Annotated in this window: 16 protein-coding genes and 1 pseudogene; 8 read left to right on the forward strand and 9 right to left on the reverse strand. The window is 51.2% G+C overall.

Going from position 1 to position 15,442, the window contains the following annotated elements:
* Positions 1-28: 28 nt before the first annotated feature.
* The 4 genes from glnA to OGV94_RS00700 all read left to right on the forward strand — a co-directional run bounded on the left by glnA (position 29) and on the right by OGV94_RS00700 (position 4,430).
* Positions 29-1,438, forward strand: coding sequence for a glutamate--ammonia ligase (gene glnA / locus OGV94_RS00685; protein ID WP_003028638.1), 1,410 nt, complete (start codon positions 29-31; stop codon positions 1,436-1,438).
* Positions 1,439-1,737: 299 nt separating this feature from the next.
* Positions 1,738-2,787: a nitrogen regulation protein NR(II) gene (glnL, locus tag OGV94_RS00690; protein ID WP_043018874.1), complete on the forward strand. Its 1,050-nt coding sequence runs from the start codon at positions 1,738-1,740 to the stop codon at positions 2,785-2,787.
* Positions 2,788-2,798: 11 nt separating this feature from the next.
* Positions 2,799-4,208, forward strand: coding sequence for a nitrogen regulation protein NR(I) (glnG, locus tag OGV94_RS00695; RefSeq protein ID WP_043018955.1), 1,410 nt, complete (start codon positions 2,799-2,801; stop codon positions 4,206-4,208).
* 111 nt (positions 4,209-4,319) lie between these two features.
* Entirely contained in the window at positions 4,320-4,430 is a 111-nt protein-coding gene (locus OGV94_RS00700; RefSeq protein ID WP_003028631.1) for a YshB family small membrane protein, read from the forward strand.
* Between the two features lie 88 nt (positions 4,431-4,518).
* Here OGV94_RS00700 and hemN read toward each other — a convergent pair whose 3' ends face one another.
* The 3 genes and pseudogenes from hemN to OGV94_RS00715 form a co-directional block, all read right to left on the reverse strand.
* Complete coding sequence (gene hemN / locus OGV94_RS00705) at positions 4,519-5,892, reverse strand: oxygen-independent coproporphyrinogen III oxidase (protein WP_075145421.1); 1,374 nt, start codon at positions 5,890-5,892, stop codon at positions 4,519-4,521.
* Between the two features lie 188 nt (positions 5,893-6,080).
* The gene (gene yihI / locus OGV94_RS00710) at positions 6,081-6,590 is read right to left on the reverse strand and encodes a Der GTPase-activating protein YihI (RefSeq protein ID WP_286517653.1); all 510 of its coding nucleotides are present in this window, start codon (positions 6,588-6,590) and stop codon (positions 6,081-6,083) included.
* A 106-nt stretch (positions 6,591-6,696) separates the two neighbouring features.
* A pseudogene (locus tag OGV94_RS00715) lies at positions 6,697-6,945 on the reverse strand (hypothetical protein).
* A gap of 209 nt (positions 6,946-7,154) precedes the next feature.
* Between OGV94_RS00715 and yihA the strand changes: the two are divergent.
* Entirely contained in the window at positions 7,155-7,787 is a 633-nt protein-coding gene (yihA, locus tag OGV94_RS00720) for a ribosome biogenesis GTP-binding protein YihA/YsxC (protein ID WP_042313572.1), read from the forward strand.
* A 118-nt stretch (positions 7,788-7,905) separates the two neighbouring features.
* On the opposite strand, the gene spfP is transcribed toward yihA, so the two are convergent.
* The 3 genes from spfP to OGV94_RS00730 form a co-directional block, all read right to left on the reverse strand.
* Positions 7,906-7,953 (reverse strand): small protein SpfP, encoded by a 48-nt coding sequence (gene spfP / locus OGV94_RS25165; protein ID WP_071892919.1) that lies wholly within the window; start codon positions 7,951-7,953, stop codon positions 7,906-7,908.
* 166 nt (positions 7,954-8,119) lie between these two features.
* The gene (polA, locus tag OGV94_RS00725) at positions 8,120-10,906 is read right to left on the reverse strand and encodes a DNA polymerase I (RefSeq protein WP_286517644.1); all 2,787 of its coding nucleotides are present in this window, start codon (positions 10,904-10,906) and stop codon (positions 8,120-8,122) included.
* 215 nt (positions 10,907-11,121) lie between these two features.
* Entirely contained in the window at positions 11,122-11,457 is a 336-nt protein-coding gene (locus OGV94_RS00730) for a hypothetical protein (protein ID WP_223306705.1), read from the reverse strand.
* On the opposite strand from OGV94_RS00730, the gene yihG reads away from it, so the two are divergent.
* Complete coding sequence (gene yihG / locus OGV94_RS00735) at positions 11,351-12,205, forward strand: 1-acylglycerol-3-phosphate O-acyltransferase, YihG family (protein WP_231125757.1); 855 nt, start codon at positions 11,351-11,353, stop codon at positions 12,203-12,205. The genes OGV94_RS00730 and yihG overlap by 107 nt on opposite strands.
* A 13-nt stretch (positions 12,206-12,218) precedes the next feature.
* On the opposite strand, the gene dsbA is transcribed toward yihG, so the two are convergent.
* The 3 genes from dsbA to OGV94_RS00750 form a co-directional block, all read right to left on the reverse strand.
* Entirely contained in the window at positions 12,219-12,842 is a 624-nt protein-coding gene (gene dsbA, locus OGV94_RS00740; protein WP_003028621.1) for a thiol:disulfide interchange protein DsbA, read from the reverse strand.
* Positions 12,843-12,858: 16 nt separating this feature from the next.
* Entirely contained in the window at positions 12,859-13,845 is a 987-nt protein-coding gene (locus tag OGV94_RS00745) for a serine/threonine protein kinase (protein ID WP_286517646.1), read from the reverse strand.
* A 76-nt stretch (positions 13,846-13,921) separates the two neighbouring features.
* Positions 13,922-14,191 (reverse strand): YihD family protein, encoded by a 270-nt coding sequence (locus OGV94_RS00750; RefSeq protein WP_043018867.1) that lies wholly within the window; start codon positions 14,189-14,191, stop codon positions 13,922-13,924.
* A 69-nt stretch (positions 14,192-14,260) separates the two neighbouring features.
* On the opposite strand from OGV94_RS00750, the gene mobA reads away from it, so the two are divergent.
* Together mobA and mobB are read left to right on the forward strand one after the other, a co-directional pair.
* Positions 14,261-14,845, forward strand: a complete 585-nt coding sequence (mobA, locus tag OGV94_RS00755; protein WP_080625908.1) for a molybdenum cofactor guanylyltransferase MobA — start codon at positions 14,261-14,263, stop codon at positions 14,843-14,845.
* Positions 14,827-15,345 carry a molybdopterin-guanine dinucleotide biosynthesis protein MobB gene (gene mobB / locus OGV94_RS00760; RefSeq protein WP_101706118.1) on the forward strand — a complete coding sequence of 173 codons (519 nt, stop codon included), beginning with the start codon at positions 14,827-14,829 and terminating at the stop codon, positions 15,343-15,345. Before mobA ends, mobB begins: the two co-directional genes overlap by 19 nt.
* Positions 15,346-15,442 lie beyond the last annotated feature (97 nt).

Here is a 15,442-nt window from a genome sequence, read left to right on the forward strand (position 1 = left end):
CGACCATGACCAATCCGGGAGAGTAAGTATGTCCGCTGAACACGTTTTGACGATGCTGAACGAACACGAAGTGAAGTTTGTTGATTTACGCTTCACTGATACCAAAGGTAAAGAACAGCACGTCACTATTCCTGCTCATCAGGTAAATGCCGAATTCTTTGAAGAAGGCAAAATGTTTGACGGCTCCTCAATCGGTGGCTGGAAAGGCATTAACGAATCAGACATGGTTCTGATGCCAGATGCGTCTACTGCACTCATCGACCCGTTCTATGAAGAGTCTACCTTGATCATCCGTTGCGATATCCTGGAACCAGGTACGCTGCAGGGCTACGACCGCGATCCGCGCTCCATCGCTAAACGCGCTGAAGAGTATCTGCGCTCTACCGGCATCGCAGACACCGTTCTGTTCGGACCAGAGCCAGAATTCTTCCTGTTTGACGACATCCGTTTCGGCGCGTCTATTTCCGGTTCCCATGTGGCTATTGATGACATCGAAGGCGCATGGAACTCCTCCACCAAATACGAAGGTGGTAACAAAGGTCACCGCCCTGGCGTGAAAGGCGGTTACTTCCCGGTTCCTCCGGTAGATTCTTCTCAGGACATCCGTTCTACCATGTGTCTGATCATGGAAGAGATGGGCCTGGTCGTTGAAGCGCATCACCACGAAGTTGCTACCGCTGGCCAGAACGAAATCGCAACCCGCTTCAACACCATGACCAAAAAAGCGGATGAGATTCAGATCTACAAATATGTCGTTCACAACGTCGCTCACCGTTTCGGTAAAACCGCGACCTTTATGCCAAAACCAATGTTCGGCGATAACGGTTCCGGCATGCACTGCCACATGTCTCTGTCCAAGAACGGCGTAAACCTGTTCTCCGGTGACAAGTATGCGGGTCTGTCTGAGCAGGCGCTGTTCTACATCGGCGGCGTAATCAAACACGCTAAAGCGATCAACGCCCTGGCGAACCCGACCACTAACTCCTACAAGCGTCTGGTCCCAGGCTACGAAGCGCCGGTAATGCTGGCTTACTCTGCCCGTAACCGTTCTGCTTCTATCCGTATTCCGGTTGTTGCTTCTCCGAAAGCGCGTCGTATCGAAGTGCGTTTCCCGGACCCGGCTGCTAACCCGTACCTGTGCTTCGCAGCGCTGCTGATGGCTGGTCTTGACGGTATTAAGAACAAGATCCACCCGGGCGAAGCGATGGACAAAAACCTGTACGACCTGCCGCCGGAAGAAGCAAAAGAGATCCCACAGGTTGCTGGTTCTCTGGAAGAAGCACTGAAAGAACTGGATCTGGACCGTGAGTTCCTGACAGCAGGCGGCGTGTTCACCAATGAAGCGATCGATGCTTACATTACGCTGCGTCGCGAAGAAGATGACCGCGTGCGCATGACTCCGCACCCGGTAGAGTTTGAGCTGTACTACAGCGTTTAATTTAACTTTTACACTCTCACATAAAAACGTGCAGAGGATGTAATAACCAATGGATTTCTTGCTACAGCAAGGCGGCAATTGAGTGAATCCCCGGGAGCTTACATAAGTAAGTGACTGGGGTGAGCGAAAGCAGCCAACACAGCGGTAGGGAGAAAGACGAAGGTTTTAGTTGCCGTGGAACTTTTAGCCCATCTCTGGATGGGCTTTTTTCTCCACTAACAACCTGCTTTTTCGCGCTTTTTTGATGTAAAAAGCTATAATGCACTAAATTGGTGCAACACTTTTCAGGAGACTGCTGAATGGCAACCGGCACGCTGCCCGATGCTGGGCAGATCCTCAATTCTTTAATCAACAGCATCTTACTCGTCGACGATGAGCTGGCGGTACATTACGCCAACCCGGCAGCGCAACAGCTGCTCGCCCAAAGCTCCCGCAAACTGTTTGGTACTCCGCTTCCCGATCTGTTGAGTTATTTCTCCTTGAACATCGGGCTGATGCGAGAGAGCCTGGAAGCAGGCCAGGGCTTTACGGATAACGAAGTGACGCTGGTGATAGACAGCCACTCACATATCCTCTCTGTGACCGCTCAGAGGCTGCCTGATGGCCTTATCTTGCTGGAGATGGCGCCAATGGATAACCAGCGCCGTCTGAGCCAGGAACAGCTCCAGCACGCCCAGCAGATTGCCGCCCGCGATCTGGTGCGCGGCCTGGCACACGAAATTAAAAACCCGCTGGGTGGATTGCGCGGCGCGGCGCAACTTCTCAGTAAAGCGCTTCCGGACCCGGCGCTGACCGAATATACCAAAGTCATTATTGAGCAGGCCGACCGCCTGCGTAATCTGGTCGACCGTCTGCTGGGGCCACAACAGCCGGGTATGCACGTCACAGAGAGTATTCACAAAGTGGCGGAGCGCGTGGTAGCGCTGGTCTCGATGGAGCTGCCGGAAAACGTCACGCTGATCCGGGATTACGATCCGAGTCTGCCGGAATTACTGCACGATCCGGACCAGATAGAGCAGGTTCTGTTAAATATCGTGCGTAACGCTTTGCAGGCGCTGGGACCGGAAGGCGGCGAAATCGTTCTGCGTACCCGCACCGCGTTTCAGCTCACGCTGCACGGCATGCGTTATCGCCTGGCGGCACGGATTGATGTTGAGGATAACGGTCCGGGTATCCCCTCGCATTTACAGGACACGCTGTTCTACCCAATGGTCAGCGGTCGCGAGGGCGGTACTGGCCTTGGCTTATCCATCGCCCGTAATTTGATTGATCAACATTCCGGCAAAATTGAATTTACCAGTTGGCCGGGTCATACCGAGTTCTCGGTTTACCTGCCTATCAGGAAATAAAGGTGACGTTTATGCAACGAGGAATAGTCTGGGTAGTTGATGACGATAGTTCCATCCGTTGGGTGCTTGAACGTGCGCTCGCAGGGGCAGGACTAAGCTGCACAACATTTGAAAGCGGTAAAGAGGTGCTGGACGCGCTGGCCAGCAAAACGCCGGATGTGCTGTTGTCGGATATTCGCATGCCGGGCATGGACGGTCTGACGCTGTTAAAACAGATTAAGCAACGGCATCCGATGCTTCCGGTCATCATAATGACCGCGCACTCCGATCTGGATGCCGCCGTCAGCGCCTATCAGCAAGGGGCGTTTGATTATCTGCCCAAACCTTTTGATATAGATGAAGCCGTGGCGCTGGTCGAACGCGCCATCAGCCATTATCAGGAACAGCAGCAGCCGCGTAATGTTCAGATCAACGGCCCAACAACCGACATCATCGGCGAAGCGCCGGCAATGCAGGACGTCTTTCGCATTATTGGTCGCCTGTCCCGGTCTTCAATCAGCGTATTGATAAACGGAGAGTCAGGGACCGGTAAAGAGCTGGTCGCCCATGCGTTGCACCGTCATAGCCCGCGCGTCAAAGCGCCGTTTATCGCGCTGAACATGGCGGCTATTCCGAAAGATTTGATCGAGTCTGAACTGTTTGGTCACGAGAAAGGCGCGTTTACCGGGGCGAATACGATTCGTCAGGGGCGTTTTGAACAGGCAGACGGCGGTACGCTGTTCCTCGATGAAATAGGCGATATGCCGCTGGACGTACAAACGCGTTTATTGCGGGTATTAGCCGATGGACAGTTTTACCGCGTGGGTGGTTACGCACCGGTGAAAGTGGATGTGCGCATTATCGCCGCCACGCACCAAAACCTTGAACTGCGCGTGCAGGAAGGCAAATTTCGTGAGGACTTATTCCATCGCCTGAACGTCATTCGGGTACATCTGCCGCCACTGCGCGAACGTCGGGAAGATATCCCACGCCTGGCGCGTCATTTCCTGCAGGAGGCCGCCCGCGAACTGGGAGTAGAAGCCAAGCAATTACACCCGGAAACCGAGGCGGCACTCACCCGTCTGGCCTGGCCTGGAAACGTGCGTCAGCTTGAAAACACCTGTCGCTGGTTAACCGTCATGGCCGCCGGACAGGAAGTACTGATTCAGGACTTACCAACCGAGCTGTTTGAAACCACCGTGCCTGACGCACCGTCACATATGCAACCAGACAGTTGGGCAACCCTGTTGGCACAGTGGGCGGATAGGGCATTACGTTCCGGTCATCAAAACCTGCTTTCTGAGGCGCAACCAGAGTTGGAGCGTACGCTGTTAACCACCGCGCTACGCCATACCCAGGGGCATAAACAGGAAGCTGCACGACTGCTCGGTTGGGGGCGTAATACCTTGACGCGGAAGTTAAAAGAACTCGGTATGGAGTGACAAATCGTCACTGTGTAAAGATTGATTATTAAGCGCAAATTGCTGCTATTTTGCGCTTTACTGTTCCGATGAGTTAAGTATGATCGTGCCCGGCAAACGGGGGAAGTTATCATGCTGGAATCAATGATTAATCTGCTGTCGAGCGGTGCAGTCGAAAGCCATACGCCACAAACTGCGGTTGCCGCAGTGCTGTGTGCAGCGCTGGTTGGGCTGTTCAGCTAGCGGGTTTGTCGGGTGGCGTTTCGCTTAACCGGCCTACGTAGTGAGATTTTGGTAGGCCCGGTAAGCGAAGCGCCACCGGGCAACCCGGTTAAATGACGCGCGAGAATTGCTGCATCCGCGCTTTCTGACGCAGATACGCATCGAAGCACATGCAAATATTACGGATCAGCAGCCGCCCTTTTGGCGTAACCTGAATCCCCTTCTCATTCACATCCACCAGTCCATCTTTCGCCAACGGCGCCAGCAGTTTCAGGTCTTCGGCAAAATAGTCAGCAAAGTTCAGGTCCCATTGCTGTTCCACGGCGGCATAGTCGAGGCGGAAGTTGCAGATCAGGAGCTTAATAACATCCCGACGAATGCAGTCGTCGCGGGTCAGGGCGATTCCGCGCCACAGCGCGTCCCCCTGCTCGTCTACCTGCTGGTAATAGTGCTTCAGCTCTTTCTGGTTCTGCGCGTAGTTGTCGCCAATCATACTGATGGCCGATACGCCCATCCCCAGCAGATCGGTATCCCCCTGGGTGGTATAGCCCTGGAAATTGCGATGCAGAACACCCTCGCGTTGTGCAATGGCCAGTTCGTCATCCGGGCGGGCAAAATGATCCATACCAATAAACTGATAGCCGGTTTCGGTCAGTGACGAGATGGTCTCCTGCAAGATATCCAGTTTCTGCTGCGCGCTGGGCAGGTCGGCATCTTTAATCTTACGCTGAGCGGCAAACAGCGTTGGCAGGTGCGCGTAGTTAAAGACGCTAAGACGGTCTGGATTCAACTCAGCCACGCGTTTCAGGGTAAAGGCAAAACTTTCCGGCGTCTGTTTTGGCAGGCCATAAATCAGATCGATATTTGTTGAGGTAAAACCAATCTCCCGCGCATGATTCAGCAGCGCAAAGATAAACTCCTCATCCTGCTCACGGTTCACCAGGCGCTGAACTTCTTTGTTGAAGTCCTGTACCCCCATGCTCAGGCGGTTAAAACCTTCAGCACGTAAATGATCGAGCACATCCAGCTCAATTTCACGCGGATCCACTTCGATCGAGATTTCGGCATCGTCGTTGAAGTTGAAGTTGCCACGCAGCAACGACATTAAACGGCTGATTTGCGCTTTATTCAGATACGTTGGCGTGCCGCCGCCCCAGTGCAACTGGCTGACATGGCGTCCGGCGAACAGCGGAGCGCGATGAATGATTTCTTGTTCCAGGGCATCGAGGTATTGATCGGCTTTATGCTGCTGACGCGTCACAATCTTGTTGCAACCGCAGAAGTAGCACAGTTTATGGCAGAACGGGATATGAACGTACAGCGAGAGCGGACGCTCAGGATAACGCGCCACAGCCTTTAGAAATGCTTCAGTGCCGTAGTCTTCAGAAAACTCCAGCGCGGTCGGGTACGAGGTATATCGTGGCCCGGAATAGTTATATTTCTGGATCAGGGCCAGGTCCCAGTCTATTAACTGCTCTGACATGCTCACTCCTTCCGATGGCGTCTCTGGCGGGTACGGCGTACCGACTTAACCCCACTACGGGTGATAAGTCGGTTGCGCAGCCACTTCTGTCGCCGCGACAACCGCTGTAGTTTAACGAATAACCACACCAGATAACATATAACCGGAAGGGTTATAAGCAGGACGGGAAGACCCACGGTGTAAAATCGTTAGTTGCCGCCTTTCAGCAGGCGCATCATGTCTTCCTGTTTTTCTTCCTCTTCCTCTTCTTCCTCGTCATCGTAAGAAAGACCCAGCTTTTGCATCAGTTCATCGATGCGGTCCAGCTTGGCATCAACCCAGGTCTGATCTTCTGCGCTCAGGGTTTCTCCAGCTTCAAGACGCTCCAGCAGCGCATCCAGGCGCTCATCCGTTTCCAGTAAATCCAACTCAGCCTGTGGTGAAAGCATAGGTTTCTCACTCTTCGGTTTGTGCTGTTTGGTGACTTTTTCGGTCACGCCCAATGGAATGGGGGTTTTGCTGCCAATACGAGGATCTTTTTGCTTATTTTGGTTTCCGCCACCAGATGCGCCTTCGCTACCGGACGCACGGCTACCTGCCGCATGACCACGGTGTTTTTTCTGGCGCTTACGGTCGCGAGCTTCCTGGTTAATTTCTTCGCGTGTTTTACGACGCGCTTTTGCAGGACCTTTACCGCGTGGTGTAGAAGTTGGTTTCATCATGATTCGTCTTTGGCTGTTTTTATTCAGTATATAATTGCGCCGGAATCTAGCAGAAATAAAGAAAAAAGGCGACAGAGTAATCTGTCGCCTTTTTTCCTGACTCTCAACCCTTACGGGCTCTACATTCCCTGTTGGCTATCAACACACCCTGTTTTTCCTTTAGCCTGAAACATTCCGTGTTGTTTCCATTTCCTTTTACTAACGTCTCCGGACGTTTGTCTTCCTGACAATCCTGTGTCTTCGCCTCCTGGCGCTCCTGACCCTCATCCTGAGTCGACTATCCTGTCAGCTTCCTCGCTATGGACACTACTTTACCGTTTTGGTTTAAACGTACAAGTAACCTGGGTAACAATTTCAGATTTTAAGAATAGCACCCTAATGTAACTCTATGATTTATTTTAGTTCCGTCATTTTTTACTCTGTCATCTCGTATAGAAACTATCGGCAATGTCTCACAAAGTGCGAGGTTTTTACTTACACAGCCCACTCGTCGAAAAACCAGCCTTTTGCTGGGGTTCAGGTATAATCGCTGCAAAGCCCTGATTGATGGAGAGGACTGCTTTGACTAACTTGAATTATCAACAGACGCACTTTGTGATGAGTGCGCCTGATATTCGCCACTTACCTTCCGATACCGGTATCGAAGTGGCTTTTGCTGGCCGTTCCAACGCAGGCAAATCCAGTGCGCTAAACACCCTGACGAATCAAAAGAGTCTGGCGCGTACATCTAAAACGCCGGGTCGTACTCAGCTTATCAACCTGTTTGAAGTCGTTGACGGCAAACGCCTGGTCGATTTGCCAGGATACGGTTATGCCGAAGTGCCGGAAGAGATGAAGCGCAAATGGCAGCGCGCGCTGGCTGAATATCTGGAAAAACGACAGAGCCTGCAAGGTCTGGTGGTGCTTATGGATATTCGTCACCCGCTAAAAGATCTCGATCAACAGATGATCCTGTGGGCAGTTGAGAGCAACGTTCAGGTTCTGGTACTGCTGACTAAAGCAGATAAGCTGGCCAGCGGTGCGCGCAAAGCCCAGTTGAATATGGTGCGTGAAGCCGTACTGGCATTTAATGGTGATGTGCAGGTAGAAGCATTTTCATCACTGAAAAAGCTGGGTGTGGACAAACTACGGCAGAAGCTGGATAGCTGGTTTAGTGAACTGGCACCGGTTGAAGAGATACAGGACGGAGAATAACCCACCGTATTGCCGGATGGCGCCGCTGCGCGTCTTATCCGGCCTACAGCATGTGCGAAACCTTCTTTCGCACAATAAAAAACGCCCCAGTCATTACTGACTGGGGCGGCTAAAATATTCAGCCAAATCCGATTACGTGAAGTAAAAGGTCTGAAAGATAGAACATCTTACCTCTGTACCCTACGTGAATAACTTTACTCTTTTTTGAGCAGCTCAGAAAGCACTTTTTGTAATTTTTTTTCATTCCTTACATAGGGAATTCTAATGAACATCACAAAAAGTTCTATCTTATGTTGCTTAGTTACGAAAAAGGGGCGTTATTCAGTAAACCCTTAGTGCGCCTGATCCCAGTTTTCACCACTACCGACTTCCACCAGCAACGGCACGTCAATCTGGGTCTCATTTTCCATCAGTTGGTGGATCTTTTTAGAGACGCTTTCCAGGTCATCTTTATGCACTTCAAACACCAGTTCATCGTGTACCTGCATAATCATGCGCACGCGCGGGTGCTCGGTTTGCAGCCAGCCATCCACCGCTATCATGGCGCGTTTGATAATGTCTGCGGCTGTACCCTGCATCGGGGCGTTAATTGCCGCACGCTCTGCACCTGCGCGACGAGCGCCATTACTGGATTTAATATCCGGTAAATAGAGACGACGCCCTTCCAGCGTCTCTACATAACCTTGCTCTTTCGCCTGCGCACGAGTTCGTTCCATATATTCCAGCACGCCAGGGTAGCGTTCAAAGTAGAGGTCCATGTACTTCTGCGCTTCTTTACGCGGAATATTCAACTGGCGCGCCAGACCAAAGGCACTCATCCCGTAGATCAGACCGAAGTTAATGGCTTTCGCGCTGCGGCGTTGTTCACTGGTCACGGAATCCAGCGGTAAGCCAAAAACTTCCGCCGCCGTTGCACGGTGAATATCTTTCCCTTCGGCAAACGCGGTAAGCAGGCCTTTATCACGTGAGAGATGCGCCATGATGCGCAATTCAATCTGCGAGTAGTCCGCAGAGACAATCACATAGTCTTCTGGCGCAATGAATGCCTGACGAATACGACGACCTTCGTCATTTCGTACCGGGATGTTCTGCAGATTTGGGTCCGTTGAAGACAAGCGCCCGGTAGCGGTAACCGCCTGATGATAGGAGGTGTGCACGCGCCCGGTTTTCTTGTTAATCATCAACGGAAGCTTGTCCGTATAGGTTGACTTCAGTTTTGCTAAGCCACGATATTCCAGGATGACTTTCGGCAACGGGTAATCCAGCGCGAGCTCTTCCAGTACCTCTTCCGACGTTGATGGCGCACCACCAGGGGTTTTCTTCAGCGGCTTAATACCCTGCTTTTCAAACAGGATAGTTTGCAGTTGCTTGGTGGAAGAGAGGTTAAACGCTTCTCCGGCGATCTCGTGTGCTTTTTGCTCCAGCTCGTTCAAACGCAGCGTCAGCTCTTCTGAATGCTTGTGCAGAACTGCCGGATCGATTTTCACACCGTTGCGCTCAACGCGAGACAAAACCGGCACCAGCGGCATATCGATATTTTCAAAGACGTTCAGCGGCCCTTTATGCTGCTGCAATTCCGGCCACATCTTCAGATGCAGCTGTAGCGTAACGTCGGCATCTTCCGCAGCGTAACGACCGGCTTCTTCCAGCGCTATCTGGTTAAAGGTCAGCTGGTTTTTGCCCTTTCCGGCGATCTCTTCAAAGGTGATGGTTTTATGTTTCAGCCAGCGGTCAGACAAGCTGTCCATATCGTGTCGGCCAGCGACGCTGTTCAGAATGTAGGATTCGAGCATGGTATCAAAGGTGATGCCGCGCAGCTCGATGCCATAGTTCGCCAGAATACCGCGATCGTACTTCAGGTTTTGTCCGACCTTATGCGCGTTCTCATCTTCCAGCAGCGGCTTCAGCAGCGCCAGCGCGCGGTCACGAGCGATTTGATCGGGGGCGTCCAGGTAATCGTGGGCAACAGGAACATATGCAGCCACACCCGGTTCAATGGCAAAAGACAGGCCAACCAGATTCGCGGAGATGTTGTCCAGACTGTCAGTTTCAGTATCGAAAGCAAAAACAGGCGCTTTTTTTAGCTTCGCGATCCACTCTTCCAGCGTCGCTTCGTCCAGAATCGTCACATAGTTATCATACGAAAGAACCGTAGCCGGCTCCTCAGGCGTTTCATCGACAACGAGTGTTTCCTGTAGTTTTGCCGCCGGCTTCGTTCCTTTCGCCTGTAGCCATTTACCCGCTTCAACGTCGGTAACCCAACGTTTGAATTCATACTGTTTAAACAGGCCAAGCAGTTCTTCTGCTGCCGGTTGACGGACTTCCAGCTGCTCGCAGGTCAACTCCAGCTCAACATCCGTTTTGATAGTAGCCAATTGATAGGAGAGGTACGCCACCTCTTTATTCTGCTCAAGTTTGCCCGCCATGGTTTTCGCACCACGAAAAGTCAGCCCCGCTATTTTGTCTGACTCAGCATAGAGGGTATCCAGCCCACCCAGCCCCTGCAGCAGAGCCTGCGCGGTTTTTTCACCTACGCCTGGAACGCCAGGAATGTTATCTGAGGAGTCCCCCATCAGCGCCAGGAAATCGATGATCAGTTCCGGCGGGACGCCGTACTTATTCACCACTTCATCCGGGCCGAGGATCGTATTGGTCATGGTGTTGATCAGGGTGATATTCGGCGTCACTAACTGAGCCATATCTTTATCGCCGGTGCTAATCAGCACCGGACGACCCACCTTCTCTGCTTCCCGCGCCAGCGTACCGATAACATCGTCCGCCTCCACGCCTGATACGGCCAACAGTGGTAACCCCATCGCTTTTACCATCGCATGCAGGGGTTCAATCTGCGCTCGCAGATCGTCCGGCATAGGTGGGCGGTGCGACTTGTAGTGTTCGAATAACTCATCACGGAAGGTTTTACCCTTAGCGTCGAATACCACCGCAGCATGGGTCGGCTGATATTGCAGAAACAAGCTACGCAGCATGTTGAGCACGCCATACATCGCGCCAGTAGGCTCCCCTGCACTGTTAGTCAGCGGCGGGAACGCATGGTATGCGCGATAAAGGTAAGAGGAGCCATCTACAAGGATAAGGGGGTTTTCTGGGATCTGAACCATAATGTCCGTGCCTGTTTATCAGATTATGGGTAAAGGATGCCACAGACAGGATAAAAACATGAGTTTTTCGCCGCATTTGTCGAAAAACTTTTGCAGTTCTTCTGCTTTGCTCGCAAACACGGCTGTGGATAACTTTGTGAATAAATAATTTTCAGTTCTTTAAATATAGCAAGGCAATTAGTGCTTCATTGTATTTATATATATTTTTCATAAGCTTAATTTAGCGCGCAGCATTTTATTCCATTTTTCCAGCTTATATCCTGATGTGGATAGATATTCTCTTTTTTTCTATTCAGGGAAGAGCCATCATTTGGTTCGTTTTCTGATAAAATCAGCCCCTTGCGCCTCTTTAGCGCACTATCTATGGCTAACCTTTTGAATAATTTAATTATGACGAGAATACTCGCTGCGATAACGCTGTTGCTGAGTATCGTATTGACCATATTGGTCACGATTTTTTGTTCTGTGCCGATCATCCTTGCCGGAGTTGTGAAACTCCTTTTGCCCGTTCCTGTCGTCTGGCGCAAGGTTTCCGTGTTCTGTAATTTCATGATGTACTGCTGGTGTGAAGGTCTGGCGCTACTGCTATACCTCAATCCGCGACTGAAATGGGATGTCGAGGGACTGGAAGGTCTTAGCAAGAAAAACTGGTATCTGCTCATTTGTAACCATTACAGCTGGGCCGATATTGTTGTGCTTTGCGTTCTGTTCCGTAAACACATCCCGATGAATAAATATTTCCTCAAGCAACAGCTGGCCTGGGTGCCCTTTATTGGCCTGGCCTGCTGGGCGCTGGATATGCCGTTCATGAAACGCTATTCGCGTGGCTATCTGCTCCGCCATCCGGAACGGCGCGGAAAAGATGTCGAAACAACACGTCGTTCCTGCGAGAAGTTTCGCGTACACCCGACAACCATTGTGAATTTTGTCGAAGGTTCACGCTTTACCAAAGAGAAACGCGAGCAAACCCGCTCTCCTTATCAAAACCTACTCCCACCCAAGGCAGCCGGTATTGCGATGGCATTGAACGTACTGGGTTCACAGTTCGATAAAATGTTGAACGTCACGTTGTGCTATCCGGAAAACAGTAGCCGACCGTTCTACGATATGTTGAGCGGTAAGCTAACGCGGATTGTCGTGCGGGTGAATCTGGAGCCAATTGATGAAGAGTTGCACGGTGATTACGTGAACGATAAAGGATTCAAGCGTCGGTTTCAGCTCTGGCTAAATACGCTATGGAGTGAGAAAGACGCGCAGCTCGACGCGATTAAAGCCTCAAATAAAAAAGCCGGTCAGTGACCGGCTTTTGCTTTTATTTCTGACCAACCAGGTATTTCACGGTATCCGCATACTGTTGTACAAAGATATCCATGCTGCTGGTATCCATGCCCTGCGGATTTACCTGATATTTGCCATTCACGAACATCGCCGGAACGCCCTGCAGCTGTAAATCAGCCGCTGCTTTTTCCTGCTGCGCCACGAGTGATTTCACTACGAAGCTGTTCCATGCCGCATCATAGTCTTCGCCTTTAATACCTGCGTCGACAAACACTTTACGGATATCAGCAACGGACTGAACGGTCTGAGTTTTCTGAACTCCCTCAAACAGCGGAACAGTGACCTGATCTTCAACGCCCAGCGCCATAGCAACCGCCCATGCCTGCGTCAGATCTTTGCCCAAAGGCCCCAGAAACTCGACGTGGTATTTGGTCATCTTGGTGCCTTCCGGCAGTTTTTTCTTCACGTTATCAGAGACGTGAAGCACTTCTTCAAACTGATAGCAGTGCGGGCAGTAGAAGGAGAAGAACTCCAACACTTGCGGTTCACCCGCAACTGGCTTTTCCAGAGTGATGTATTGTTTACCATCCTGGAACTGCGCTGCAGATGCGCTAAAAGCTAAGACCATACCAGCCAGCGCCAGCCATATTTTTTTCATGTTCAAGTTTCTCCGATTAATACATTGGCGTTAATTGTAAGGGGGGCTCTTGCAGAATTTTTGCCTGCTCAATAAAGGTCGCGGTCTGACGATGCCAGTAATCTTCCCCGGTTAACCACGGGAAGTTTTTTGGAAATGCAGGGTCAGCCCAACGTCGAATTAGCCAGGCAAGATAATAAACTAAACGCATAGCGCGTAAAGGTTCTATCAGTCCGATTTCAGAGATGTCGAACTCACTAAACTCTTCATAAGCCTCGATAATGGTTTCAAGCTGCATACGTTGTTCAGCTTTATCGCCATTGAGGAGCATCCATAAATCCTGAACGGCTGGACCATTGCGGGCATCATCTAAATCGACAAACATCGGGCCATCGCGCCACAGGATATTACCGGCATGACAATCACCGTGCAGGCGTAACGTGGAAAAACGTGTATGCCAACGTTCGGTAACGACCGCGATAAGTGCATCTGTCGCCTTCAGGAAGGCCGCCTTTTGCCCTGATGGGATCAGCTGCGCGTACTCAAAAAGTTTACGCGGCTCAGTCAGGTACTCTTCAAGACCTATCGTCGGGCGGAAGGCAAAATTATGCTTACCTCCGGTCTGATGCATACGCCCCAGATAGCGCCCCACCGCCTCCATTTGATCGATATTGTCGGCCTCAAACTGCCTTCCACCGACGCTAGGGAAGATCGCATAATGAAAACCCTGATGGCTTAACAGCGTTTGGCCGCTGAATACCAGCGGAGCAGCTACCGGGACTTCATCGCTTACCAGTTCCAGAGCAAACTGGTGCTCTTCCTGGATCTGATCGACAGACCAACGTTCAGGGCGATAAAACTTAACGACAAAGCGTCGACGGTCTTCGTCCTGGAATTGATAGACACGGTTTTCATAGCTGTTAAGCGGGGTAAGCCCGGAGTCCACCCGGATCCCCTGCTCAAACAGTGCATCCATGATGGTATCCGGGTGTAGCGTCTGGAAATTAAAAGCGTTGTCGTTCATCCCATCATCCGGAAAATACTACGAATGATTCAGGATATCATTTCGCAGCGCTTTCGGTGGCGGCGATTACAAGCTTTTACTCTTTAATTACGCCACGTGCGCGGAGTAGTGCGGTTTTAAAATCTTCTTCATAATCTTTCTGAATACCTGGAATGGCCGCATCTTTCGCCGAGTCACGCATTTTCAGGTGATAGATCAGAATGTCATCAGTTAAATCCGCCAGTTCGCCGTCAAAACCTGACTCTTGCGCCAGTTTCTGTAAAAATTGCATCAGATTAAGATCCGGTTCCTTTTGCCAGGCAGGCTGGAGGAGTTCAATAACTTCATTCAGACGTTTACATTTCATGGTTGTGCTCCTTAGGCTCAATACAGATACGTTAGCAGGGTCAATCCCACATTAAAAGAGGCGATATCAGTGATTCTGGATAGTGCAATAACAGGGGTTGTGCTGGCTGGCGGTAAGGCCAGACGGATGGGTGGAACCGATAAAGGTCTGCTTGAACTGGACGGTAAACCTCTTTGGCGGCATGTGGCCGATACCCTCGCTTTGCAGGTCGAAACCGTGGTGGTTAACGCCAATCGCCACCGGGATATTTACCAGCAAAGCGGCCTGAAAGTTATCCCCGATTCATTGGCCGATTTCCCTGGCCCACTGGCCGGGATGCTATCGGTATTCCTGCAGCAAACGGGGGAGTGGTTTTTGTTCTGCCCGTGCGATATGCCCTATATTCCTCATGATCTGGTTACACGTTTGAAGGAACAGCGCAAAACCGCACCCGTTGTCTGGGTGCACGATGGGGAAAGAGATCACCCGACCATTGCGCTGATGCACCGCTCCATGCAGCCCTTGTTACAGGATTATCTTCAGTCCGGTGAAAGGCGCGTCATGGTCTTTATGCGCCAGGCTGGCGGTCATGCTGTGGATTTCAGCGATCGCAAAGATGCGTTCGTGAACGTGAATACCCCTGAAGAACTCGCAAAATGGCAGGACAAATCATGATCCCATTACTCGCTATAGCAGCATGGAGCGGAACGGGGAAAACCACGCTGCTCAAAAAATTAATCCCGGAGCTACGTGCCAGAGGTATTCGTCCCGGATTGATTAAGCATACCCATCACAATATGGATGTCGACACGCCCGGCAAAGATAGCTATGAGCTACGCAAAGCAGGTGCAGCGCAAACGCTGGTCGCCAGCCAACAACGTTGGGCGTTAATGGTAGAGACGCCGGAAGAGCCCGAACTGGATTTAGCGTACCTGGTAAGCAGGATGGATGCTTCAACGTTGGATATGGTGTTGGTTGAGGGTTTTAAGCATGAGCCTGTTGCTAAGATCGTGCTTTTTCGCGACGGTTGCGGGCACAGTCCGGAAGAATTGGCGATAGACGAATATGTTATCGCGGTTGCCAGTGATGTTCCGCTGGCGGTGGATGTTCCATTGTTAGATATCAACGATATACAGCAACTTACTGATTTTATTACGCAATGGGTAAGGCAGTAACTGTTGTATTGCCTGCTTGCCTGATGCGCTGCGCTTATCAGGCCTGCAAAATACGTTCAGTCCGGCGGGTTTCACTCCGTACAGACGCAAAAAAGCC

Source organism: Citrobacter sp. Ce006 (assembly GCF_030336535.1).
GTDB lineage: Bacteria > Pseudomonadota > Gammaproteobacteria > Enterobacterales > Enterobacteriaceae > Citrobacter > Citrobacter europaeus.

Bases quoted from the DNA above. Each gene is read 5' to 3' on its own strand.
- mobB (WP_101706118.1), top strand. From the start codon at position 14,827: ATGGCAGGACAAATCATGATCCCATTACTCGCTATAGCAGCATGGAGC.
- glnA (WP_003028638.1), top strand. From the start codon at position 29: ATGTCCGCTGAACACGTTTTGACGATGCTGAACGAACACGAAGTGAAG.
- glnG (WP_043018955.1), top strand. From the start codon at position 2,799: ATGCAACGAGGAATAGTCTGGGTAGTTGATGACGATAGTTCCATCCGT.
- polA (WP_286517644.1), bottom strand. From the start codon at position 10,906: ATGGTTCAGATCCCAGAAAACCCCCTTATCCTTGTAGATGGCTCCTCT.
- yihI (WP_286517653.1), bottom strand. From the start codon at position 6,590: ATGAAACCAACTTCTACACCACGCGGTAAAGGTCCTGCAAAAGCGCGT.
- hemN (WP_075145421.1), bottom strand. From the start codon at position 5,892: ATGTCAGAGCAGTTAATAGACTGGGACCTGGCCCTGATCCAGAAATAT.
- OGV94_RS00745 (WP_286517646.1), bottom strand. From the start codon at position 13,845: ATGAACGACAACGCTTTTAATTTCCAGACGCTACACCCGGATACCATC.
- dsbA (WP_003028621.1), bottom strand. From the start codon at position 12,842: ATGAAAAAAATATGGCTGGCGCTGGCTGGTATGGTCTTAGCTTTTAGC.
- glnL (WP_043018874.1), top strand. From the start codon at position 1,738: ATGGCAACCGGCACGCTGCCCGATGCTGGGCAGATCCTCAATTCTTTA.
- OGV94_RS00730 (WP_223306705.1), bottom strand. From the start codon at position 11,457: ATGAAATTACAGAACACGGAAACCTTGCGCCAGACGACAGGAACGGGC.
- OGV94_RS00700 (WP_003028631.1), top strand. From the start codon at position 4,320: ATGCTGGAATCAATGATTAATCTGCTGTCGAGCGGTGCAGTCGAAAGC.
- OGV94_RS00750 (WP_043018867.1), bottom strand. From the start codon at position 14,191: ATGAAATGTAAACGTCTGAATGAAGTTATTGAACTCCTCCAGCCTGCC.